We start from the raw sequence: 21,494 nt of genomic DNA on the forward strand, positions 1-21,494 counted from the left end.
GGATAAAGGTTTACGTATGGGTACAGACATACTATTCGCTCGAACAGAGATTACAAAATGAACAAAAATTTTTATGGAGTTTGTGCTGCCCTATTGGCAAGCACCAGTATGATTGCGCAAAATGTAGAAGGCGATTCTACAAAAGTGAGACAACTAGATGAGGTTGTGGTCAGTGATTCTAAATTTGAGTTGAAACGTGAAAATTCAGGTAAAACGGTGATAAAGATTACCGCAGAAGAATTAGAGCGTTACCAAGGTAAGAACATCACTGAAATCATTAATAACCAGAGCGGTATTGAAATATCGGGAAGCCGTAGCCCAGAAGGTTCTGTTTTTGGTGTTTATGCCCGAGGAGGAAGAGGGCGTCAAGTACTTGTTATAGTCGATGGGGTTCGAGTTCTAGATCCGTCGTCTTTTTCTGAGGTATACGATTTGCGTTTACTCTCTGCCGCTAGTGTAGAATCTATAGAGATCATTAAAGGTGCCGCTAGTACGCTTTATGGTACCAATGCGGCCACTGCAGTTATAAATATTACTACTAAAAAAGCTTCGGTAAAACCTATTTCCCTGAGTGTACAGTCAAGTGTAGGTACGAATCAAACCCAAGATGACCAAAATTACAATGTATCAAGGTCGTCTAACAGTGCTCAAATAAGCGGTACGTTGAATAAATTCAATTATTCGGGTAGTTTTTCGAACCGATATGCGGAAGGTATTTCGGCAAATATAACGCCTGCGAATGAAGAAGATCCGTTTTCAAACATTTCGACGAATTTGCGTTTGGGTTATGATTTTTCGGATAAACTGAAGATTTCGGTTTATGGAAACCAAACAAAGGTAAATACAAATTTTGATAACTCTTACGGTCCAACGGATGCGCCCAATCAGTTTATAAGTAAGCAAGAAAGAGCAGGGGTTGCGGCCACCTATGATTATGGTAGGGGTTCTTTACAGGCAAATGCAGGATACAGTAGTTATGATTCTGAAAATATCACGGATTTTCCGTCTACGTTTAAGGGTAACAACTATGTTGTAGATGTATATCATAAATACAATTTTAATGATCAATTTCACAGTGTTGTCGGTTTGAATTATTTAGCCGATGAAACCGATTTTTTAGCCAAGGAAAAATTTGAGATTACCGATCCATATGCGAACGTAGTCTATGTATCTGATTTTGGATTGAACTTGAATGCCGGTGCACGCTTAAACAACCATACGGAGTACGGAACCAACTTTGTTTACAATATAAACCCATCTTTTACTCTTAAAATGGATGGCAGTTATCTTAAGTTCTTGACATCGTATGCAACGTCTTATATAACACCGTCATTAACTCAGTTGTTCGGGAATTATGGGGCTAACCCAGATTTAGAACCAGAAGATGACCGAACTATTGAGGGAGGTTTAGAATTTGCCGGTAAAGGTAACTTTAGAGCTAGTGCCCTTTATTTTAATAGAAAAGAAGAAAACTTTGTGTTTTATGATAATGCAACGAGTAGTTATAAAAATGCACTGAATACAATTGATGCACAAGGAGTGGAGGTAGAGCTTAGTTGGAAAGCTACCGACAAATTAAATTTCGATGCCAATTATACATTTACGGAGAGAAAGGGAGACGATGCCGTTCGTATTCCCAAACATAAGATAAATGCGAATTTGGGCTATGCGTTTTCAGATAGAGCTTTTGCCTCGTTAAACTATAGCCTTACAAGAAGTAGAACAGATTCTGATTTTAGTACTTTCCCATCTACTATTGTACCTTTGGACAGTTTTTCCTTGGTAGATTTGTACCTCTCGCACGAATGTATAGAAAACCGGTTAAAGGTATTTTTAAATGTCAATAATATTTTAAACCAAGAATATACCGAAGCCCTTGGTTTTACGACCAAAGGAAGGAATGTTATGATCGGTTTTAGTCTCAATCTCTAAAAAACAGAAACGTGCTCAAAGTTTGCTCTTTTATGCCTGCCGTTACCCAAATGCTCTATGATATGGGGTTGCAAGAACACTTGCATGGTATTACGTTTGAATGCCCCCCTATGGCATTGCAAGAGAAAAAACCGATAGTGCGTTGCATTTTGGAAGGGAAGAACTATACAAGCCAAGAAATCGATACCTTTTTCTCGGAAAGCAAAAAGGAAGGGGAGAAGCTTTACTATGTAGACGAAAAGGCCCTTGCCGAAATCGCTCCAGACATCATCTTTACACAAGATATGTGTGATGTTTGTCAAATCGATACGGAATGTACGGCCGCTGCTGTTGCAAACCTTGAGAAACAACCGGAACTTATTTCAATTAGTCCTTCTAGTTTTAATGATGTCTTTGAAAATGCCATTACCATTGCCAAGGCATTGGGTAGGGAAGAGGTGGCTTATGAGTATTTGGGAAAACTGAATGAAAGAATAGATCATGTAGTGGACCAACTAAGAGCAGCTAGAGTTCTTACAAAGAGAGTGCTGTTGTTGGAATGGATAGAGCCTATTTATAATTGCGGACATTGGATTCCCCATCAAATCGGTTTTGCCGGTGGGGTAGACATGCTTTCTAATCCTTCGGGGAATAGTGGTGTGCTTTCATGGGATAAAATAAAGCAGTACGATCCGGAGGTAATTATAGTAGCGCCTTGTGGGTTCAGTATTAAAAGAACCTTAAAGGAGATGCATCTATTGCTTTTAAAAGAGGGCTGGCCCAACTTAAAGGCGGTCAAGGACCAAAAAGTATATGTAGCCGATTTTGATTTGTTTACGCAATCATCCGCTGCCACCTTGGTCGATGGCATAGAGTTGTTGGCCGGGTTGTTTCATCCGGAAGCAATTTCTGTTCCTTCGCGATTAAAACGTAAGTATCAAAGGTTCTACGAGTTCTGAGAAATTATAAATTCAAAAAAAAGCGGTCTGTTTTTAAAACGGGCCGCTTTTTTGTTCGTATTGAATGTTTTTAGACTACCAAACTATAGGCGGGTCGCTAACGTACATGTTATCTTTTAAAGGCGAGAACATTTTTGAATTGGTCATGGTCTCTATAGGAAGTTCGACGGTATGGCTGCCTTTGGCCGGGGATCCCGTTATTTGTTCTATGGCCTTGGCAAGCAGTGGTTCGTTCAGGTCGCCTAATACACCCAAATTTGCTAAATCTTCGGGTAAGACTATGTCGGGAACCAAGCCACTGGTGTAAGCTGAAAACCCTTTCGAGTTTTCATTTCTGCCTAATAAGGGTTGTATGGCCCACTTGTTTTTGGGGTTTATTTTGTTCGTTCGTTCTTGGTTATAGACGTAGTTGTTTCCTCTGTCGTCTACCATAGTTACCGAGAACTCGTTTTTTCCTCGGGTTTTGTCCCCTATTTGAACCACGTCGATATAAGGAGTCAGGCCGTTGATTACTAATTCGCTCGCCGAGGCTGTGCCCGTGGTGGTCAATATATAGACTTTGTTGAGGTTTAGGGAGTTTATGGCAGTGCCCTTACTGGTCTTTTCCGCAAAAAAGCGTCTTAGCTCGGTATCATTGTCGTCAAGTATTTTTTGATACTTCTCGTTATATCGCGCCTTGAGAAAGACTTCCTCGGTATTGGTGCCATATATCATACTTGACAAGAGAACGGCGGTGTTGACAGAGCCTCCTGGGTTATATCGAAGGTCAAGTATCAGTTCGTTTACCCAATTCGATTTAAACCGACCGAAGACTTGGTTCAATTCTTCGTCATATTCGTTGGTAAACCCGGTATAGACCAAGTAGCCAATTTTTTTGTCCTGTATTTCAATGATTTCGTCTAGGAGTATGGGGTTTTCGCGAAGGCCTACCTCTTTGGTCAATTGTATTTGCGTTCCGTTCGGTTCCGCATTTTCACCTTCAATATCGGCCATGTCCAAAGAATAGGTGTCACTATCCCCAAAGAGAAGGGTTTTGTAGTTTTGGTCGGTCAAGGTGGTGCCGTTTACTCCCGTAAAGATATCTCCGCGTTTGATGTTTTTGGTTGACGCGTTTGAATTAGGAATAATATACTGCACATAGCCATAGATTTCACTGCTGTTCTCCTTTTGTCTTACCAGTCCGAATATGACTCCGTTACTTTTAGAAATACCGGCCAATGATTGTACAAGTTCTACGTAATTATCTGAAAAAAAGCTAAAACGGTCTTCCGAAAACAATAGCTTATCGTCGAAAAATTTTCCGGGGTCCGGTTCAGATGCCAGAAATTGGGTATAGGCTAGGGATCCCTCCTCTGTATTTGGAAATTTCGTATCGGATAGGTTTTCCACATCCGATTGCCAGAAATACCAAAAGTTCATGGCTTTCCACATAAAGTCTTGTACATGTACCCCTGCATCGGGATCGGGATCCACGGTATCGGGTATAGTGAAGTCGTCATCGGTTTTAGAACAGGAAACGATAAGAAATACAGATAGGAGCAGTCCTAAATTCAATTTTTTCATCATAATAAGACAACAAATAGTGTTTTACGGGTGAACGACCGCATCCACCCTTATATCACAACGTAAAATTAGTGTGCTTTATTTGTATTATTTTGATTTTAACGGTTTTATCAAGCCATCCATCAGCATTTTGTTCGCGCCGGGCTTGAACATTTTTGAACTAGAAACGAAATCGACCGATATAAGAGGTTCGAAACTTCGTTTTGCGGTTTCTCCTGAAATCACCGATAGGGCAAGGGCAAGTAGGGGTTCATCGGCATCGCCTAAAACGCCTAGATTGCCAGCGTCCTCATCTAGTTCATAGTCTGGAACCAGGCCACTGGTGTAATCTAAAAAACCATCGGCATTTTCATTGCGGCCCAATAATGGTTGTATGCCCCATTGATTGTCAGGGTTTATTCTATCTTCGTAATCTTCATTGTAGAAATAGTTGTTTTCGGGATCATCGACGAAGGTATTCGAGAATTCGTTTTTTCCAACGGTATTCTCACCAATGTGGACCACGTCAACATAGGGAGCAAGTCCGTTCATTACCAATTCACTGGCCGAAGCCGTGGCTCCTGTTGCTATGACAAATACACGCTTTAGGTTTAAGGTGTTGAGTGGGGTCTTGCTGTCAAAGGTCGTGTCCACAAAATTTTCTTCTCCATCGCCAGGGTCGAATGTTTCCATGATCTTTTCGTTGTAACGGGCCTTAAGAAAAAGTTCATCGGTGTTGGTACCGTACACGGCACTGGCAATTTGTATTGCCGATGTAACTCGTCCACCGGGATTATACCTGAAATCGAGCACAAGTTCATCTATATTCTCGGCTTTAAGGTTTCCGAAGACCTCGTTCAGTTCATCGTCATAACTGGCTATAAAGGAATTGTACATAATGTAGCCGACTTTTACGCCATTATGTTCGATAACGGTAGATAAATAAATAGGGTTCTCCGTTAGGCCCTCTTCTTTGGTCAAGGTGACTTTTTTATTGTTAGGCGTAATGGTCTTGTCGATAATATCGGCCATTCCCAAGGTGTAACTATCTTCGTTGAACAAGTGGAAGTTGTTGTCCGTTGCAGAGTTGTAAAAAAGTTGCTCTCCATCTACGGTAAGAAAAATATCGCCTCTTTTCATGCCTTTTTTATCCGCATCGGAATCTTTTACAACGTATTGTACATATCCGAAAACATCTCTATTGTCACCAAATAAAGAAAGACCGAATTCAAGGCCATTACTTTTTGATATCCCTTGAAAGCTATTTACCAGATCGTGATAGTCTTCCCTTAAGAAACTAAAACGATCATCTTCAAATAATAAGCTATTGAAAAAGGCTTCGGGATCAGATTCGGAAGCCAAAAAAGAAATATAATCCGGGTCATCAAGACTTTTAAATTTGCTATCGGCCAGATTGGGAACATCTTCTTGCCAGAAGTAAAATGAATTCATTACTTGGTACATGAAATTTTGTACGGGGTAATCGTTTGCCGTTTTTTGGGTTTCATCTCCATTGTCATCGGGGAAAATATCGTCATCGTTTTTGCAACTGGTAAAGAATAGCCCTGCGGACAACAATAATAAGAGGTACTTTTTCATAGCTTTTTTGTTGTGAAGTAAAACTACCGAATCAATTACCGTTCCAAAAAAGGCATGATAATATAATGGGGGAGTTTATTTTAAATCGTTTAAGTTAGTATACGTAAACAGTTAGTAAAAAGTTGTAGTAATAGCTTACAAAGCGAAAATTAAAAAATATTTGTAACATAACCAGAAGTGTCTCGTCTTGATTATGAAGACCTCATTATAAAGTGTTCAATAGTAACCCGACCAAAACAATGCAACAGGCAGATTTTTTAAAGATTGTCGGTCCTTTTCAAGACAAGCTCTATCGTTTGGCAAAACGTTTGCTGGTTTCTAGGGAAGAGGCTGAGGATGCCACCCAAGAGATTCTGTTGAAGCTATGGGCGAAGAAAAAGAATATGGGGCAGTACAAGAACGTTGAGGCTTTTGCGATGACCATGACAAAGAATTTCTGTTTAGATCGTCTAAAATCGAAACAGGCGGGAAACTTGAAACTGGTTCATACCAATTATAAGGAGGGCGGTAGTTCGCTACAGAAAAAAGTAGAGGCCAAAGATAGTGTCTCTTGGGTACAGAAAATTATGGAAGATTTACCGGAGCAACAAAAAATGGTCTTGCAGTTGCGCGATGTTGAAGAATATGATTACGATGAAATTGCCGATATGTTAGAGATGAAGCCAACGGCAGTAAGGGTGGCCCTATCTCGGGCGAGAAAGACCGTTAGGGAAAAATTAATGCAAAAACACAGTTATGGAATTGGATAACGTAAAAAAATTACTCGAAAGATACTTTGAAGCCGATACAACGGTGGCCGAAGAAGAGGTGTTGAGAGACTATTTCTCTAAAGAGAACATACCTGACGACCTAAAGCCATACGCTCCTTTGTTCGGTTTTGTCGCCAAGGCCAAAAAAGAAAGGTTTGCAAAACCCCTTGATTTGGGCCCTGAAAAGAAACTAGGAGGAAGTAGCCTGTATAAATGGTTGTCGATAGCGGCGGCGGCAGTGCTGATGCTCGGTGTTTATTTTGGAAAAACCTATTATGATGAAAAGGAACTGGAACAGCAACAGGCCCAATATGCCTATAACGAAACCAAAAAAGCCTTAGACCTATTGGCCCAAAATATGGAGAGGGGCACGGAGAAGATGGCCTATTTAAACGAATTTGTTGAGGCGAAAGATAAAATTTACAATAAGAATTAAAATAAAAATCCGAAAGATGAAAAAAATATTAATAGTACTAATAGTAGCAGTGTTGCCGGTTATGGGCTTTTCACAGTCCCTGTTCGATAAGTATGAAGACTTGGACAAAGTTAGTGCCGTGGTCGTGAACCGCAGTATGTTCAACCTCTTGAGTAAAATAGACGTTGAGGTTGATGATCCCGAGGCAAAAGACTTTATGGATATCGCCAAAAGCCTTAACAACCTAAAAGTGTTCATTACCGAAGACAAGGCGATTTCTGCAGATATGAAGCTATCGGTAGAGAAATACCTTAAATCGGCCAAGTTGGAAGAACTTATGCGGGTAAAGGATAAAGATGCCAACGTAAAGTTTTACATCCGTAGCGGTAAAGATGACGACCACGTGAGCGAGCTCTTGATGTTCGTGACCGGTATGAAGAACGATATAGATGTAAACGGAAGAAAATTCGAAACGGTACTGTTATCCCTTACTGGCGATATCGACTTGAACAAGATAGGTTCTTTGACGAAAAAAATGAACCTGCCCGAAGAATTGAACGAAGCGGGCAAAAACAGATAATAAATCAATCATCATCAATCAATAATCAAAAACGATCATTAATCTTAAAACGAACAATCATGAAAAAACTAAGTGTATTTCTAGTACTGGCAGTATTACCGTTTCTCGGCAGCTCTCAATCTATTTTCGATAAGTACGATAATATGAAAGATGTAGGCTCTGTCACCATAAACAAGGGTATGATTCGATTGGCTGGCAATATTGCCGTCTTTGACGAAAGCGACCAAGATGCCCAAGATTTTGCCGATATCGCCCAAGGCTTAGAGGGGATTAAGATATTTATTACGGAAGATGCCCGGATCTCCGAGGATATGGGCAAAACCGTAAAAAAATACTTGAACTCATCTTCATTGGAGGAGTTGATGAAGGTGAGGGACCAAGATGCCACGGTCAAATTTTATATTAAACAAGGTAGGGACGAAGACCATGTAAGTGAGCTTTTGTTGTTCGTATCCGACATCAATAGCGATGAGCTAGGTGTCGATAATAGAAAATTTGAAAGTGTACTGGTATCTATGACAGGCGATATCGACCTGAACAAAATCGGGGCCCTGACCAAAAAGATGGATCTTCCGAAAGAACTAAACGAGGTAGGGGAGAGGTAGTAAGGTAGCACCTGCTAAGGGAATACCTAAATACAATTCAATATTTTAAAAAATATGTACATGAGAAAAATAACATGGGTTATAGCGGTACTGCTCCTGGGTATTACAAGTGCTTGCACTTCCACACCTAGCCTGCAACAGTATTATGTTGCAAATTCGGAAAATCCCAATTTTTTGACCTTGGATCTGCCGGTAGGCTTGTTGAACATTCAGAAAGCCCAATTGACCGAAGAACAAAAGGAGGGATTAGGTTCCTTAAAAAAGTTGAACGTACTGGCCTTTAAAAAAACCGATGCCAATGCGGTCGATTTTCAGAAAGAGAAGTCGGTGATAAAGTCCATTTTGAAAAATGAAGACTTTACCGAGCTTATGAAAATGAACACTGAATTTGGTAAGGCTACTATAAAATACCTCGGTGATGACGATGCCATTGATGAGGTGGTTATTTATGGAGACAATGAAGACAAAGGTTTTGTGGTCGTTCGCGTTTTGGGTAAAAATATGAATCCCGCTAGAATGGTCCAGTTCGTACAGGCCTTGGAAAAGTCTGATTACCAAGGGGGAGAACTCTCAAAGATAGCCGACTTTATGAAGTAAAAAAAGCAAACAGATTCAACAAAAAAAACAAGCCAAAACCCATGGTTTGTTTTTTTTTGGTCAAAATTTAAAATTTTAAGTGACTTTTAGAAAAATGGAGTGTCTTACAGAATATAGCACTAACCTAAGATAAAGAGAAACTATTATGGAACAAGCGGAAGTATGGATGAACAAAGGCATTGATTTTGCCGTCGAATACGGGCCAAAGGTATTGGGCGCAATATTAATTTACCTTATCGGCTCATGGGTCATTAAGAAGATTATGGGAGTACTGAGAAAAGGTATGGCCCGTAAAAGTTATGACGAGTCGTTGCAACAGTTTTTGTTGAGCTTGGTCAAATGGACCATGACTATTTTCTTGATCATCATGGTAATTTCCAAATTGGGGGTTGAAACAACCAGTTTTGCAGCCATTATAGCCGCTGCCGGTTTGGCCATAGGTCTTGCCTTGCAAGGGTCATTATCGAATTTTGCAGGAGGGGTTTTGCTTATCATATTCAAACCCTATCGTATAGGGGATTTGATCGAGGCGCAAGGTTTATTGGGCGTAGTGAAAGAAATAGAAATTTTCACGACCAAAATTATAACGCCTGACAATAAATTGGCCATTATACCCAACGGGGCAATGGCTAACGGAAATATCGTCAACTACACCGCAGAAGGTAAAATGAGGGTTGATACGACCATAGGAGTAGGTTATGGGGAAGATATAAAAACGGCAAAAGAGGTTTTACTCAATGTACTTACCTCAGACCCCAAGGTTCTAAAAGATCCGGCACCATCGGTGAACGTTTCGGAACTGGCCGACAGTTCTGTAAACTTTGCAGTGCGTCCGTTCTGCAAGCCAGAAGATTACTGGGATGTATATTTCGGAACTTTGGAAAACTGTAAGCTTGCTCTTGATAAGGCTGGAATTGAAATTCCTTACCCACATCAGGTTGAAATACAAAGAAAAGGATAATCGCTACTTAAACACTAACCATTATCCCCCCAAAAAGGCCGCAATTTGCGGCCTTTTTTTGTTAAGGGATTTATTGAATTTTTAAATTCCGGTATAGTTGCTCGGGGTAATTACCTTAAGCTCTTGTTTGATTTCTTCTGAAACCTCAAGTGTATCGATAAAATCGGCAATGGAATTCTGGTCTATTTTGGCATTGGTACGGGTGAGTCCCTTTAATGCTTCGTAAGGGTTGGGGTAGCCTTCCCTTCGTAAGATCGTCTGAATGGCTTCGGCTACTACGGCCCAGTTGTTTTCAAGGTCTTGCTCAAATTTCTCTTTGTTCAACAAGAGTTTGTTCAATCCTTTTAATGTTGACTGAAATGCGATTACCGTATGGGCAAAGGGCATTCCGGCGTTTCTAAGAACCGTACTGTCGGTAAGGTCGCGTTGCAAACGGGAAACCGGTAATTTGGCCGATAGGTGCTCAAAGAGGGCATTTGCTATACCTAGGTTACCTTCGGAATTTTCAAAATCTATGGGGTTTACCTTGTGCGGCATGGCCGATGATCCAACTTCACCTTTTTTGATGCGTTGTTTAAAATAATCCATTGAAACATAGGTCCAAAAATCCCGGTCTAAATCAAGAATTATGGTATTGATCCTTTTTAAGGTATCGAACAAGGCGGCCATATGGTCGTAGTGTTCAATTTGTGTCGTAGGGAAGGAGTGATGCAGCCCTAGTTTTTCTTGTACAAATCGGGTTCCAAAAGCTTTCCAGTCAATAGAAGGATAGGCGACCTTGTGTGCGTTATAGTTTCCTGTAGCCCCTCCAAACTTGGCGGCACTGGGGATATCGTTCAAGAGGTTGAACTGCTCTTTTAAACGTACGGCAAAAACTTCTATTTCCTTACCGAGACGGGTTGGCGATGCCGGTTGTCCGTGTGTTCGTGCCAACATGGGGATGTCGGCCCATTCTTTGGCCAACTCCTCGATTTTGTTCAATAAGGCCGTGTATTCGGGTACGTATACTTCATTGGTAGCCTCTTTGATAGAGAGCGGAATGGCCGTGTTATTGATGTCTTGGGAGGTTAGTCCGAAGTGAATGAACTCTTTATGGGCCGATAGGCCTAATTTATCAAAAGCACTCTTGATAAAATATTCCACCGCTTTTACGTCGTGATTGGTGGTTTTCTCTATTTCTTTGATTTCTTGTGCGTCGGCCGTATCAAAATTGATATAGATTTCGCGTAGCGCCTCAAATTTGCCGTGGTCGAACCCTGAAAGTTGGGGTAATGGAATTTCGCACAAGGCTATAAAATATTCGATTTCAACCCGTACTCTGTACTTGATAAGGGCTTCCTCCGAAAAAAATGGTGCCAATGGTTCAGTTTTACTTCTGTAGCGCCCATCTATAGGCGAAATAGCGTTCAAAGCGTTTAGCGACATAATGTTGTATAAGGTTGATTTTCGAAAAAAAGCAAAGATACCTTATGATGGCTAGTTTTAAAAGGTTTTTAGGTGTCTTGTACTAAAAAGTTGTAGTTAAAAAGTTAATAACTCGGTTTTTGGGCCGACAACTTCTTTAACTTGGCCAAAATTTCCCTCGCCCTGGCTTGATAAGCGGCACTTCCCTCTGGATAATTTTGTTCTAAGATCATTTTTAGTTCGGGGTGGATCCATGGATACCTCTGGCCGAGTAGCCATAATGAGGTCATGGAATAGGCTTTGGCCGCTACTTTGTGCTCTCCTATCAACCAATCGAAACATGCCGCGGTTAGGCGTTCAAGTTGCGTTTCGGTCATAATCGCCTGTAGTTCGTTTTTTTGTTTTGAGAAATAGGTCTTGGTCAAAAACTCGCAAATTTTGGCAAGGGGCCGTACGGCGGAGTCAAAATGTACCCTGCCGAGATTGGCCGTAAAAACATCTAAATGGGGGTAAAGAAAGGGAAGGTTTTCCTTAGCCGTAAATTCCAAGACCCAACAGGCCTTATTGGATATGGGGTTGTCTACCTCAAAGGCAATTTTGAGCAAAGGCCTTACCAATTGAGGATTTGTAGTGACCAGGAGTGCTATTTCAGCCCGTTTCTCGCGTGAGTGGTTTACGTAGTCTAACGATTGGTACAGTTCCTTTTCAGTCATTTTCGATGGTAGGCGTTAGTGTAGTTAAATCGATTCGATAAGGTCACGCACCAAATCGGGAACCCCTTCTACCGCGGTTTTGGCTATAACGGTGAGATGGTTATAGTGGTTTTCGGAAACACTGGGTCTTGGGTCGACAAAATAAATAGGTACATGCCCCTGCGCATAGTCGATAAGGCTTGCTGCGGGATATACTTGCATTGATGTGCCGATAATGATAAGGATGTCGGCATTTTGGGTGGCAATGGCCGCTTGTTCCAAAAGGGGAACGGCTTCACCGAACCAAACGATATGCGGACGCAATTGATGGCCTTGTTCACAGCGGTCCCCTAAATTGAGGTCCTTGGTCCAGTCGAGGACGCGATTTTCATTTCCGGTACTTCGTACTTTGAGTAATTCCCCGTGAAGGTGAATTATGTTTGAGCTGCCTGCCCTTTCATGAAGATCATCTACGTTTTGGGTAACGATGGTGACATCGAATAGTTTTTCAAGTTCGACCAAGGCCTTATGGGCCAGGTTGGGCTTTACCTGTTGAAGTTGTCGTCGCCTTTGGTTGTAGAAATTGAGAACGAGTTCCGGATTCTTGGCAAAACCCTCGGGTGAAGCGACTTCCATAACGTCATGCCCTTCCCATAGTCCTCCTGCATCCCTAAAGGTATTTATGCCGCTTTCCGCACTCATTCCGGCACCGGTCAAAATCGTAATTTTTTTCTTCATCGTTATAAAAATAGAGTTTTTATTATATTCGATATATGGTTAAGGAAGAACTTCTCGAATATCTGGAAAATTTTATTTCAGAAGAACGAAAACAACGGTTTTTGGAAATATTGGAAGACCGAACAAAATTACTAACGGTAGCTATTGAAGATGTGTACCAATTACACAATACCAGTGCCGTCATCCGCAGTTGTGAGGTGTTCGGCATTCAAGAGGCGCACGTAATAGAATCTAGGTATGGTAAGCGATTAGACGATAAAATCGCTATGGGGGCCCAGCAGTGGGTAGATGTACATAGATATAAAAGTACGAACGAGTGTATCCAAAGGCTGAAATCGGACGGGTACAAGGTCATTGCGACTACCCCCCACAACGATTCCCGTTTTTTGGAAGATTTTGAAATAGAGGGAAAGACGGCATTTTTGTTCGGTACGGAGCGCACAGGCTTGAGTCAAGAGGCTATGGAGCAGAGTGACGGTTTTTTAAAGATACCGATGTTGGGCTTTACCGAAAGTTTGAATATATCGGTTTCCGCGGCCATTATTTTACAGCATTTGGCCGTAAAACTTAGGGCTACCGACCTGCAATGGCAGCTGAGCGATGCCGAAAAACTGGAAAAACGTCTTGACTGGACGAAAAAATCGATTAAAAGTATTGACGATATTTTAAAGCGGTACGAAGTGGAGGGCTAATAAAATATATAAGCTAAGGGGAGGCTTCTTCCTTTTTCTCGGTAGAAGCGACCTTTTTTATTGTATATAATTTACAACCGATATATTATATGTAAGGCTTATTCTTTGTGTTCTAAAAGTGCGATGTTGTAGTCGTTTTCAAGAATCACTTTTCCGTTTTGTACCACGACTTCGGTATCGGAATAGGTATCGTATAGTTTGGTCCCATCTCCGAAAAAGCCTTTGACCCAAAGCGATTTTTTGCCTTTGGGGAGGTCGAGTCCGATAACCACTTTATCCTTTATATCGCCTTCGGAGTAACTGCGGCTAAAGACATAAGGGCTTTTTCCAAGTCTTTTGTGAATGCCCGCCCCGACGGCCAAGTGCTTCCTTCTGAACGTACCCAATTTCTTCCAATGTTCAAAGATTTCTTTGGTTTTGGGCAGACTGTCGAGTTCTTCCCAATTCATGAACGAACGCAATGAGGCATCGCCTTGTACGGGGGTGTCCTCAGTGCCCGTTACGGTGAGGCTACGGGCGGTTTCGTCTCCGTAATAAATTTGGGAAGCCCCAGGTGTAAGCATTAAGATATTCGCGGCCCTGATAGGGTCTTTACGTTCAATGTCGTATGGATGTCCGTCATCATGGGAGGTCAGGTAGTTGACCACACTTTTTCCGTTTAGTTGTGAGCGTAGTATTTTGTCATACTTATGGAAAATCGATTCGTAATCTTTCTTGGCATCTTCCTTTAGTTCAAAGTTGATAAGGCTTTTGAAGCCATGGGCAAAGTAATCTACTTTTTTGTCTTTGAAGTCGAATTCCCTTCCGTTGGAAATCCCGTAGTTATACACTTCGCCTACCATATAGAAGGGCTGGTCGTCCAGCACTTTATCGGGGTGCATTTTTTTCCAATTCTCAAAGGCAAAGGAAGCTTCTTTATAGAGCTCCGACCAAGCGTTTTCGTTTACGTGTTTTACGGTGTCTACCCTAAAACCGTCTATACCGAGGTGGTTTACGTAATCGGTGAGCCATTTGATGATGTAGTAACGGGGCGCCCTTGGGTATCCCGTACGTTCAAAGAAAAGTTGAAGTTCGTCTAGTTCTTGGCTAAGTCGGCCTTCTTCCTTCCATTTGGCCAAAAGGGCATCGGGGAGTTCGACCGCTTCGTTCGATTCGGTTCGAACGTCGGGTAGATTTTCTACCAGTGTACACTCGACCGTGGTTTCGTAAGAGGTAAAGTCACATGTGGGCGAGGTTCGTATCCATTCTTCGGGCCACGCTTCATCTTTGTCGGTAACCGGGCCGGTATGGTTGAGCACAACGTCCATCAATACACGAATACCGTGCTTATGGGCCGCTTTTACCATTTTTTCCAGGTCTTTTCGCGTGCCAAAATTGGGGTCAAGGGCTGTCCAATCCTTGGTCCAGTAGCCGTGATAGGCATAGGTGTTGCCGGTGCCTTCATCGGTACTTCCGTGAACTTGTTCTACTACGGGCGTAAACCAAATGGCATTGATGCCGAGGTCGGAAAAATAACCTTCCTCTATTTTTTGGGTAATGCCCTGTATGTCACCTCCCATAAACCCTCTTAAGGGGCCCGTAGGTTCCGTTCTGTCGTAGTTTAGGTCGTTTTCGGTAGTCCCGTTATTGAACCTGTCCGTCAATAAAAAATAGATATTGGCCGCTTCCCAGGAGAATGGAAGGTTTTTTACCGGTTCAACATGGGTGGCTATCGAATCGGTCTTAACGGGTACCTCTTCTATAATTTCTTTTCGCTCTTCCTTACAAGCGATAAAAATCGAAAAAACAACAACCGCGTAGAGCAGTCTTTTCATATGAAATCTATTTTCCCTAAAGCTATAAAATGCTATGGGAAATAGAAAATTTATTTTTTACGATTTAAGACCTTGAATTCTTCGTAGCAGCTGCTTATTGCGTCAAGGATCTGTAGGTCGTTGGCCGTGGTGATAAACGATTTTGAATAGTTGCAGTTGTTGAGGATGTCTTGTATGTCAACCTTCTCTATTTGAAGGAGTTCGGTAAGGATTTCCCGGTCGAATTTCGATGCCAAAAGATCGCGGATTTGGTCATCTTCCTTCATTTTTCTCAGCTTTCGCATTTGATTGGGCTGTTTTCCAAAGAGGTTGCGCAGTAAATCGGCGGGGTTTAAAATGGCGCCCAATACCTTGGTTACGGCACTCGGATTCTTATTTCCGCCCTCGTAACCTACCGAAAGTCCTGAAATACTATACTGGTATGCGTTGTTTATAGGGGCGTTCTTGACATCGATTTCAAGGTAGCCGGTAAGCTGATAGGGCTTGACGATTACTTCTTCAAGGGCGTATGCCAGCTCGGTAAGGGCAATTTTTGTATTCTTGAACTTGTACATGTCATTGGTAACCCTGATTTTTTGCGACTTAAATCCGAGAAATGAAAAATAAAGGGTGTCGTTGACGGAGGCGGTAATGGTAAACTGACCTTCACCATTGGTAATGGTACCCACCACCTTGTTGAGGTTTACAATGTGGACACTCTCCATGGGGGCGTCGGTTTGTGCGTTAACAACGATGGCTGTTATATCTCTTACTTCGGTTTCTTCGTCGTCTTGCGCAAAAATGGAAAGGGTTGAAAACAAGAAGAAAAAGAATACAATTGGTTTCATTACTTTAAGCATAGTTTAAATGTACTAAACAAAACAAAAAAATACGCCGAAGCGTATTTTTTAATATACAATTAACTTTAAATATAAGTTGTTAGGGGCTTAAAAGAAGTCGCTTCTGCTTTTTGAACTTCTTCTTTTTCCCGAATGGCTGGGTTTTCCTTTAGAGGAACTTCTGTCCCTACCTCTAGACCTGCCACCTCGATCGTTATCGCGATCTCTTTTTCTGCCTCGGTCATTTCTTCCTCTACCGCCGCCGCTTCCGCCGGGGTTTTTAGATACTTCAACGTTTATGAACCTGCCTTCTAATTTGAAGTCGGTAAAAAACTGAAGGATCTGTTCGGTGTGTTCCGCTTCGGTATTGAAGAAAGAAAACGAGTCTTTCGTATCAACTTTGTAAACGTCTTCTTTACCTAGGTTCAAGGTGTCTCGAAGGAAGTCTTTTAATGACATCCAGTCGTAACCGTCTTTTTCCCCTACATTGATAAAGTAACGTACCGAACCATTAGATGGGGCGTGCGTATTTCTTTCACCTCTTTCGCTTCTTTCCCTTCCGCGGTCGTCAGAACCGGATGAATTGAGGTCTTTGGTTTTGTTGTAATAGTTAGAGAAACGCGTAAACTCAACCGATACGATTTTTTTGATAAGCTCGTCACGGTCTATTCCTTCAAGAACATCGTTAATGGCGGGAAGGTAATTCTCTACGTCTTTGTTTATCTTGGTTTCCTTTATTTTGTTGGCCAAGTGGTAAAGTTGTATTTCGCAAATCTCTATACCCGTTGGAGTTTTCTTAGAGATAAAATCTTGTTGGATCTTTTTCTCTATGGCGTGGATCTTCCGCATTTCACTTCGGGTTACGATAACCATTGAAATACCGGATTTACCGGCTCTACCTGTACGGCCACTACGGTGGGTATAGGTCTCGATTTCATCGGGAAGCTGGTAGTTGATAACATGGGTAATGTCATCGACATCAATACCACGAGCCGCTACATCGGTAGCGACCAACATTTGTATTTGTTTTTTACGGAAGGAGTTCATTACCAAATCTCGTTGGTTCTGGCTTAAATCGCCATGTAATGCTCCTGCGTTGTATCCGTCTTCGATTAACTTTTCGGCAACGCGTTGTGTGTCTCTTTTCGTTCTACAGAAAACTACCGAGAAAATATCGGGGTTGGCATCTGCAAGTCGCTTAAGGGCGGGGTATCTATCTCTTCCGCCAACTACGTAATATTCGTGCTGTACGTTAGAGGTTCCTGCATTTTTTGCTCCTACCGTAATTTCAATAGGGCTATGCATGAATTTTTTGGCGATTGTAGCTACTTCCCTGGGCATAGTAGCTGAAAACAACCAAGTAGATTTGTCTTTAGGGGTATTCGAAAGAATATCCTTTATGTCTTCAAAAAAGCCCATGTTGAGCATTTCATCGGCCTCATCGAGAACACAGTAGTCGATTTTTGTAATATCGACTAGGCCACGGCTGATCATGTCCTTCATTCTACCGGGCGTTGCCACAACGATCTGTGCGCCACGTTTGATTTGTCGGGCCTGATCGGTGATGCTGGCCCCACCATAAATTGCAACGGTGTTCAAACCTTTTACAAACTTGGAGTAAGCCTGAATCTCGTTGGTAATCTGCAAACAAAGTTCGCGGGTAGGGGAGAGTATCAACCCTTGGGTAGTTCTGCTGTTGCTGTCGAGTTTCTGAATTAACGGAAAACCAAAGGCGGCCGTTTTACCGGTTCCTGTTTGTGCAAGCGCCACGAGGTCCGTTTCGCTTTCCAATAAAATTGGGATTGCTTTTTCCTGTACTTCGGAAGGGCTTTCAAAACCCATGTCCTTCACAGCGTCCAATAGGGGCTGACTTAGCCCTAATGCTTCAAATTTTGTCATAAAAAAGGTATACTTAAATCGCTAATAGGTGTGTTGCATAGAGCGATTATCGTATATAACCTTAGTACTCGGAGCAACACCTGCCATACCGGCGGCGTTAAAATTAAGGTGCAAAGGTACGTTTAATTATCGAGATAGCGATTATCGAAGGAAATCTAATAATTTTTGAATGGCTAGGCCCCTGTGGCTGATACGGTTTTTGGTTTCCAAGGGAATTTCGGCAAAGGTCTTTTTGTATCCCTTGGGTTGAAAAATAGGATCATAGCCAAAACCGCCACCCCCTGTTTTTTGCGAGGTTATATGGCCTTCCACTATGCCCTCGAACATGTATTTTTTTTCGTTTAGGTTTAGGGCTATTGCTGTTTTAAAGTGTGCAGAACGATTAGGGTGGTCTTTTAACTTGGTCAAAAGTTTGTTCATGTTGTCGTCGGCATTTTTGCCTTCACCGGCATATCTTGCGGAGAAGACCCCGGGTTCACCGTTTAATGCGTCTACTAAAAGGCCGGTGTCGTCTGCAAAGCACGGTAAGCCGTAATTTTCGGTAACGTAATCGGCTTTTAGTTGGGCGTTTTCCTCTAAGGTGCTTCCAGTTTCGGGTATTTCGTCAAAACAGCCGATATCGGTCAATGAAACCAGTTCGATATGTGAGGGTACGAGTGCCTTTACCTCGTCGAGTTTGTTCTTGTTGTGCGTTGCGAAAACCAGTTTCATATAAGGTTGAAATTTGAGATTGTTTTTAGTAGGATGCTTTTAGTGGTGGCAAAAATAGTAATTTTGAAAAGCTATAAATATGTTATTATGGAGTTGAAGATACCTCCCGCGGTTGTTTTTTTGGTTTTTGCCGGTTTGATGTATTTACTGGCTTCATTTTTGCCTTTCGGGTATTTTGATTTTTTCGGCCGATATTACCTGATGGGGGTATTGTTGTTCTTTGCGGCTATAGTCGCGGCTTGGGCCCTTTTTCAATTCTTCAGGCTGCGCACTACTATTGATCCTACGGCGCCTTCAAAGGCAAGTCGGTTGGTTCGGGGGGGTATTTTTGCCTATTCTAGAAATCCGATGTACTTGGCTTTGTTGATGGTGTTACTGGTTTGGGGTATTTGGTTGGGGAATGCATTCAATACTTTGTTGGCGGCGGGTTTTGTGGCCTATATGAACCGATTTCAGATCATTCCTGAAGAAACGGCGCTTTTAGAGCTTTTTGGTAAGGAGTACAGGCAGTATTGTCTCAATGTTCGGAGGTGGTTCTGATGTATAAGCGATATGACTTATAATTAAAAATATTAGCTTTTTGACTTATATTTTAATATATTAGCGTTTTAGCTTATATAGTTATGGTAGCAATAATTACGGGAGACATCATTAATTCAGAAAACCACAACTCGTCGGAGTGGTTGGGCATTCTCAAGGCTTACCTGTCTAGGCTTGGTAGTTCGCCCATCGATTGGGAGGTCTATAGGGGTGATGAGTTTCAGTTGAAAATAGCCAAGGAAGATGCCTTGCGTGCGGCCATACATATAAAGGCCTTGATAAAAACGGTAAAGGGCTTGGATGTTCGTATGGGCATTGGTTTGGGCAGTGAAACCTTTAAGGGGGTCGGAGTGAGTGAGTCCAACGGTCCGGCTTATCATCGGTCGGGTAGAACTTTTGAGTCCCTTAAGGAAGAGAAGCTTAATTTGACCATTGCTACCGGAAACGGTTTTATTGATGAGACCTTAAATCTCATGTTAAAGTTGGCGCTGCACTTTATGGATGACTGGAGTCCTGTATCGGCAGAGATTATTGTGTTGGCTTTAGATTATCCTGATGCTTCGCAACGCGAAATTGCCGAAAGGCTCAATATTCAGCAGTCGGCGGTAAGCCAACGTCAAAAACGGGCTCGTCTGGATTTGGTACAGGAATTACTTGCGTATTATTCAAAAACTTTAAAAGAATTAAGTTAGATGGTTCTGTTCACTAAACTTTTACTGGCCCACTTGATTGGCGATTTTTTGTTGCAACCGAGCCGTTGGGTAATTCATAAGGAAGCAAATAGGGAAAAGTCGAGATACCTTTACCTGCATGTTTTGCTTCACTTTGCGTTGATCATGCTATTGGTGTGGGATTTGCAATATTGGAAAATAGCCTTGATCATTGCGGCTTCACATTATGTTATCGACTTGGCCAAATTGTACGTTACGCCTAGGTTCAGGCTTAAAAGTGTTCCGTTCTTTTTAGATCAGGTGCTTCATATATTGGTGTTGTATTGTTGTGTGTATTACGGAAATCTGACCGAACATACAATGGCTCTTTTTCAAGGGTTGGATTGGCCTTTGGTCACTGCGATCGTATTCGTCAGTTCTCCTGCCGCGATTATCATGGGGAAATTGCTGGAAGCCATGTCGGACAAAATTGAATTGGATCATAAATCATTGCCCAACGCCGGAAAGTATATAGGCATAATAGAGCGGTTGTTCGTTCTTATGTTTATTATTATGGGAAGGTGGGAAGCTATAGGTCTTCTGATAGGGGCCAAATCGGTTTTTAGGTTCAACGATTTAAAGGAAAGCAATAACCGTAAACTTACCGAGTATATTTTAATAGGAACCTTGTTGAGTTTCGGACTTGCCATAATTACAGGAATCATTTATGTCAATGCGTAAATTAAGGATACGGCTGCTTCTGCCGTTCGTTTTTTTGTTGTCAATGGTCACGGCACGGTGCCAGACCAAATTCTTTACTTCTTTCGACGATACAAAAATTGCTTATACCGATGAGGGTGAGGGAAAGGTAGTTTTACTTATTCATGGGTTTATCAATACCAAGGAATCTTGGCAGAAAACCGAATTAAAGAAACAGTTGCTGAAAGAAGGGTTTAGGGTCGTCGCCCTTGATCTTCGGGGTAATGGGGAGTCGGACAAGCCCCAGACCGAGGAAGGCTACGATTTTGATGCCGAGGTAATGGATGTTATGTTTCTTATGCAGCACTTGCGACAAAAAAAATATATGGCCATTGGGTATTCTCGGGGCAGTATTGTGCTGGCAAAACTTTTGTTGCGCGACAAGCGGGTGAAAAAGGCGGTTTTAGGAGGTATGGGCATCGATTTTACCGACTATATGTGGCCTAGGAAAATTAAATTTATGAAAGCCTTTGCCGGAAGGGTCACCGAAGAAACGAAAGATGCCGTAGCCTATGCGAAATCGGTAGGTGCCGACTTTAGAAGTCTCTATCTACAACAGCGCTACCAACCTTACACCAGAAAAAGCCATTTGGCCTATGTGAAGGCCAAAGTACTGGTCATTGCGGGGGATGGGGATACCGATAATGGTAGTCCCGAAGAACTGCATAAGGCAATTCCCAAAAGTGAATTTGTCATTGTTGAAGGTGATCATAACGGCACCTACAAAACAAAGGCCTTTTCCGAAGCCGTGGTCTCATTTTTAGATTAAACCGGCTTTCTTGCTTGCTTTCGACCGTGTTTTTTCTTCCTTGGAAACATGAAATTCCCTATCAAAAAAAGCTAGATTAGTTATAGGAGT

The 21,494-nt window shown here is 42.0% G+C and carries 22 protein-coding genes; 13 read left to right on the forward strand and 9 right to left on the reverse strand.

Annotation, left to right across the window (positions count from 1 at the left end; translation table 11 throughout):
* Nucleotides 1–57: 57 nt before the first annotated feature.
* Together B4Q04_RS13225 and B4Q04_RS13230 are read left to right on the forward strand one after the other, a co-directional pair.
* Entirely contained in the window at nucleotides 58–1,932 is a 1,875-nt protein-coding gene (locus B4Q04_RS13225) for a TonB-dependent receptor plug domain-containing protein (RefSeq protein ID WP_088697078.1), read from the forward strand.
* An 11-nt stretch (nucleotides 1,933–1,943) separates the two neighbouring features.
* On the forward strand, nucleotides 1,944–2,870 hold the full coding sequence (locus tag B4Q04_RS13230) for an ABC transporter substrate-binding protein (RefSeq protein WP_236631020.1): 927 nt from the start codon (nucleotides 1,944–1,946) through the stop codon (nucleotides 2,868–2,870).
* Nucleotides 2,871–2,945: 75 nt separating this feature from the next.
* Here the strand turns inward: B4Q04_RS13230 and B4Q04_RS13235 are convergent, their stop codons facing one another.
* Together B4Q04_RS13235 and B4Q04_RS13240 are read right to left on the reverse strand one after the other, a co-directional pair.
* The gene (locus tag B4Q04_RS13235) at nucleotides 2,946–4,436 is read right to left on the reverse strand and encodes a S41 family peptidase (RefSeq protein WP_088697080.1); all 1,491 of its coding nucleotides are present in this window, start codon (nucleotides 4,434–4,436) and stop codon (nucleotides 2,946–2,948) included.
* A gap of 84 nt (nucleotides 4,437–4,520) precedes the next feature.
* Nucleotides 4,521–6,011, reverse strand: coding sequence for a S41 family peptidase (locus tag B4Q04_RS13240; protein WP_013991439.1), 1,491 nt, complete (start codon nucleotides 6,009–6,011; stop codon nucleotides 4,521–4,523).
* A gap of 239 nt (nucleotides 6,012–6,250) precedes the next feature.
* Between B4Q04_RS13240 and B4Q04_RS13245 the strand changes: the two genes are divergently transcribed.
* The 6 genes from B4Q04_RS13245 (at nucleotide 6,251) to B4Q04_RS13270 (ending at nucleotide 9,918) form a co-directional block, all read left to right on the forward strand.
* Nucleotides 6,251–6,760: an RNA polymerase sigma factor gene (locus B4Q04_RS13245; protein WP_013991438.1), complete on the forward strand. Its 510-nt coding sequence runs from the start codon at nucleotides 6,251–6,253 to the stop codon at nucleotides 6,758–6,760.
* On the forward strand, nucleotides 6,747–7,196 hold the full coding sequence (locus B4Q04_RS13250) for a hypothetical protein (RefSeq protein WP_013991437.1): 450 nt from the start codon (nucleotides 6,747–6,749) through the stop codon (nucleotides 7,194–7,196). Before B4Q04_RS13245 ends, B4Q04_RS13250 begins: the two co-directional genes overlap by 14 nt.
* Before the next feature lie 16 nt (nucleotides 7,197–7,212).
* Nucleotides 7,213–7,755 carry a DUF4252 domain-containing protein gene (locus tag B4Q04_RS13255; protein ID WP_088697081.1) on the forward strand — a complete coding sequence of 181 codons (543 nt, stop codon included), beginning with the start codon at nucleotides 7,213–7,215 and terminating at the stop codon, nucleotides 7,753–7,755.
* Nucleotides 7,756–7,814: 59 nt separating this feature from the next.
* Nucleotides 7,815–8,360, forward strand: a complete 546-nt coding sequence (locus B4Q04_RS13260) for a DUF4252 domain-containing protein (protein ID WP_088697082.1) — start codon at nucleotides 7,815–7,817, stop codon at nucleotides 8,358–8,360.
* Nucleotides 8,361–8,420: 60 nt separating this feature from the next.
* Nucleotides 8,421–8,957, forward strand: a complete 537-nt coding sequence (locus tag B4Q04_RS13265; RefSeq protein WP_088697083.1) for a DUF4252 domain-containing protein — start codon at nucleotides 8,421–8,423, stop codon at nucleotides 8,955–8,957.
* A 145-nt stretch (nucleotides 8,958–9,102) separates the two neighbouring features.
* Complete coding sequence (locus B4Q04_RS13270; protein WP_088697084.1) at nucleotides 9,103–9,918, forward strand: mechanosensitive ion channel family protein; 816 nt, start codon at nucleotides 9,103–9,105, stop codon at nucleotides 9,916–9,918.
* Between the two features lie 81 nt (nucleotides 9,919–9,999).
* Here B4Q04_RS13270 and purB read toward each other — a convergent pair whose 3' ends face one another.
* From purB to B4Q04_RS13285, 3 genes are all read right to left on the reverse strand, one after another.
* Nucleotides 10,000–11,343: an adenylosuccinate lyase gene (purB, locus tag B4Q04_RS13275; protein ID WP_013991432.1), complete on the reverse strand. Its 1,344-nt coding sequence runs from the start codon at nucleotides 11,341–11,343 to the stop codon at nucleotides 10,000–10,002.
* A 104-nt stretch (nucleotides 11,344–11,447) separates the two neighbouring features.
* The gene (locus B4Q04_RS13280; protein WP_088697085.1) at nucleotides 11,448–12,035 is read right to left on the reverse strand and encodes an adenylosuccinate lyase; all 588 of its coding nucleotides are present in this window, start codon (nucleotides 12,033–12,035) and stop codon (nucleotides 11,448–11,450) included.
* A gap of 24 nt (nucleotides 12,036–12,059) precedes the next feature.
* Nucleotides 12,060–12,752, reverse strand: coding sequence for an SIR2 family NAD-dependent protein deacylase (locus tag B4Q04_RS13285; RefSeq protein ID WP_088697086.1), 693 nt, complete (start codon nucleotides 12,750–12,752; stop codon nucleotides 12,060–12,062).
* Between the two features lie 35 nt (nucleotides 12,753–12,787).
* On the opposite strand from B4Q04_RS13285, the gene B4Q04_RS13290 reads away from it, so the two are divergent.
* A complete protein-coding gene (locus tag B4Q04_RS13290) occupies nucleotides 12,788–13,444 on the forward strand; it encodes a TrmH family RNA methyltransferase (RefSeq protein ID WP_013991429.1) in 657 nt (218 codons plus the stop codon).
* A gap of 98 nt (nucleotides 13,445–13,542) precedes the next feature.
* Here the strand turns inward: B4Q04_RS13290 and B4Q04_RS13295 are convergent, their stop codons facing one another.
* The 4 genes from B4Q04_RS13295 to B4Q04_RS13310 all read right to left on the reverse strand — a co-directional run bounded on the left by B4Q04_RS13295 (nucleotide 13,543) and on the right by B4Q04_RS13310 (nucleotide 18,686).
* The gene (locus B4Q04_RS13295) at nucleotides 13,543–15,258 is read right to left on the reverse strand and encodes an alpha-amylase family glycosyl hydrolase (protein ID WP_088697087.1); all 1,716 of its coding nucleotides are present in this window, start codon (nucleotides 15,256–15,258) and stop codon (nucleotides 13,543–13,545) included.
* Between the two features lie 50 nt (nucleotides 15,259–15,308).
* Nucleotides 15,309–16,085: a carboxypeptidase-like regulatory domain-containing protein gene (locus tag B4Q04_RS13300; RefSeq protein ID WP_046287661.1), complete on the reverse strand. Its 777-nt coding sequence runs from the start codon at nucleotides 16,083–16,085 to the stop codon at nucleotides 15,309–15,311.
* 99 nt (nucleotides 16,086–16,184) lie between these two features.
* Nucleotides 16,185–17,975 carry a DEAD/DEAH box helicase gene (locus tag B4Q04_RS13305; protein WP_088697088.1) on the reverse strand — a complete coding sequence of 597 codons (1,791 nt, stop codon included), beginning with the start codon at nucleotides 17,973–17,975 and terminating at the stop codon, nucleotides 16,185–16,187.
* 141 nt (nucleotides 17,976–18,116) lie between these two features.
* Nucleotides 18,117–18,686: a non-canonical purine NTP diphosphatase gene (locus B4Q04_RS13310; protein WP_013991425.1), complete on the reverse strand. Its 570-nt coding sequence runs from the start codon at nucleotides 18,684–18,686 to the stop codon at nucleotides 18,117–18,119.
* An 87-nt stretch (nucleotides 18,687–18,773) separates the two neighbouring features.
* On the opposite strand from B4Q04_RS13310, the gene B4Q04_RS13315 reads away from it, so the two are divergent.
* From B4Q04_RS13315 to B4Q04_RS13330, 4 genes are all read left to right on the forward strand, one after another.
* Nucleotides 18,774–19,226: a methyltransferase family protein gene (locus B4Q04_RS13315; RefSeq protein ID WP_046287660.1), complete on the forward strand. Its 453-nt coding sequence runs from the start codon at nucleotides 18,774–18,776 to the stop codon at nucleotides 19,224–19,226.
* 83 nt (nucleotides 19,227–19,309) lie between these two features.
* The gene (locus tag B4Q04_RS13320) at nucleotides 19,310–19,918 is read left to right on the forward strand and encodes a SatD family protein (protein WP_013991423.1); all 609 of its coding nucleotides are present in this window, start codon (nucleotides 19,310–19,312) and stop codon (nucleotides 19,916–19,918) included.
* Nucleotides 19,919–20,617, forward strand: coding sequence for a DUF3307 domain-containing protein (locus tag B4Q04_RS13325; protein WP_013991422.1), 699 nt, complete (start codon nucleotides 19,919–19,921; stop codon nucleotides 20,615–20,617).
* Complete coding sequence (locus tag B4Q04_RS13330) at nucleotides 20,604–21,404, forward strand: alpha/beta fold hydrolase (protein WP_236631021.1); 801 nt, start codon at nucleotides 20,604–20,606, stop codon at nucleotides 21,402–21,404. Before B4Q04_RS13325 ends, B4Q04_RS13330 begins: the two co-directional genes overlap by 14 nt.
* Nucleotides 21,405–21,494: the final 90 nt, after the last annotated feature.

Source organism: Zobellia sp. OII3 (assembly GCF_002211465.1).
Taxonomy (GTDB): domain Bacteria; phylum Bacteroidota; class Bacteroidia; order Flavobacteriales; family Flavobacteriaceae; genus Zobellia; species Zobellia galactanivorans.

What these genes read in the sequence shown, in the direction of transcription:
- B4Q04_RS13225 (WP_088697078.1), top strand. Translation starts at nt 58, where the DNA reads ATGAACAAAAATTTTTATGGAGTTTGTGCTGCCCTATTGGCAAGCACC.
- B4Q04_RS13235 (WP_088697080.1), bottom strand. Translation starts at nt 4,436, where the DNA reads ATGATGAAAAAATTGAATTTAGGACTGCTCCTATCTGTATTTCTTATC.
- B4Q04_RS13240 (WP_013991439.1), bottom strand. Translation starts at nt 6,011, where the DNA reads ATGAAAAAGTACCTCTTATTATTGTTGTCCGCAGGGCTATTCTTTACC.
- B4Q04_RS13245 (WP_013991438.1), top strand. Translation starts at nt 6,251, where the DNA reads ATGCAACAGGCAGATTTTTTAAAGATTGTCGGTCCTTTTCAAGACAAG.
- B4Q04_RS13250 (WP_013991437.1), top strand. Translation starts at nt 6,747, where the DNA reads ATGGAATTGGATAACGTAAAAAAATTACTCGAAAGATACTTTGAAGCC.
- B4Q04_RS13255 (WP_088697081.1), top strand. Translation starts at nt 7,213, where the DNA reads ATGAAAAAAATATTAATAGTACTAATAGTAGCAGTGTTGCCGGTTATG.
- B4Q04_RS13260 (WP_088697082.1), top strand. Translation starts at nt 7,815, where the DNA reads ATGAAAAAACTAAGTGTATTTCTAGTACTGGCAGTATTACCGTTTCTC.
- B4Q04_RS13265 (WP_088697083.1), top strand. Translation starts at nt 8,421, where the DNA reads ATGAGAAAAATAACATGGGTTATAGCGGTACTGCTCCTGGGTATTACA.
- B4Q04_RS13270 (WP_088697084.1), top strand. Translation starts at nt 9,103, where the DNA reads ATGGAACAAGCGGAAGTATGGATGAACAAAGGCATTGATTTTGCCGTC.
- purB (WP_013991432.1), bottom strand. Translation starts at nt 11,343, where the DNA reads ATGTCGCTAAACGCTTTGAACGCTATTTCGCCTATAGATGGGCGCTAC.
- B4Q04_RS13280 (WP_088697085.1), bottom strand. Translation starts at nt 12,035, where the DNA reads ATGACTGAAAAGGAACTGTACCAATCGTTAGACTACGTAAACCACTCA.
- B4Q04_RS13285 (WP_088697086.1), bottom strand. Translation starts at nt 12,752, where the DNA reads ATGAAGAAAAAAATTACGATTTTGACCGGTGCCGGAATGAGTGCGGAA.
- B4Q04_RS13290 (WP_013991429.1), top strand. Translation starts at nt 12,788, where the DNA reads ATGGTTAAGGAAGAACTTCTCGAATATCTGGAAAATTTTATTTCAGAA.
- B4Q04_RS13295 (WP_088697087.1), bottom strand. Translation starts at nt 15,258, where the DNA reads ATGAAAAGACTGCTCTACGCGGTTGTTGTTTTTTCGATTTTTATCGCT.
- B4Q04_RS13300 (WP_046287661.1), bottom strand. Translation starts at nt 16,085, where the DNA reads ATGAAACCAATTGTATTCTTTTTCTTCTTGTTTTCAACCCTTTCCATT.
- B4Q04_RS13305 (WP_088697088.1), bottom strand. Translation starts at nt 17,975, where the DNA reads ATGACAAAATTTGAAGCATTAGGGCTAAGTCAGCCCCTATTGGACGCT.
- B4Q04_RS13310 (WP_013991425.1), bottom strand. Translation starts at nt 18,686, where the DNA reads ATGAAACTGGTTTTCGCAACGCACAACAAGAACAAACTCGACGAGGTA.
- B4Q04_RS13315 (WP_046287660.1), top strand. Translation starts at nt 18,774, where the DNA reads ATGGAGTTGAAGATACCTCCCGCGGTTGTTTTTTTGGTTTTTGCCGGT.
- B4Q04_RS13320 (WP_013991423.1), top strand. Translation starts at nt 19,310, where the DNA reads ATGGTAGCAATAATTACGGGAGACATCATTAATTCAGAAAACCACAAC.
- B4Q04_RS13325 (WP_013991422.1), top strand. Translation starts at nt 19,919, where the DNA reads ATGGTTCTGTTCACTAAACTTTTACTGGCCCACTTGATTGGCGATTTT.
- B4Q04_RS13330 (WP_236631021.1), top strand. Translation starts at nt 20,604, where the DNA reads ATGTCAATGCGTAAATTAAGGATACGGCTGCTTCTGCCGTTCGTTTTT.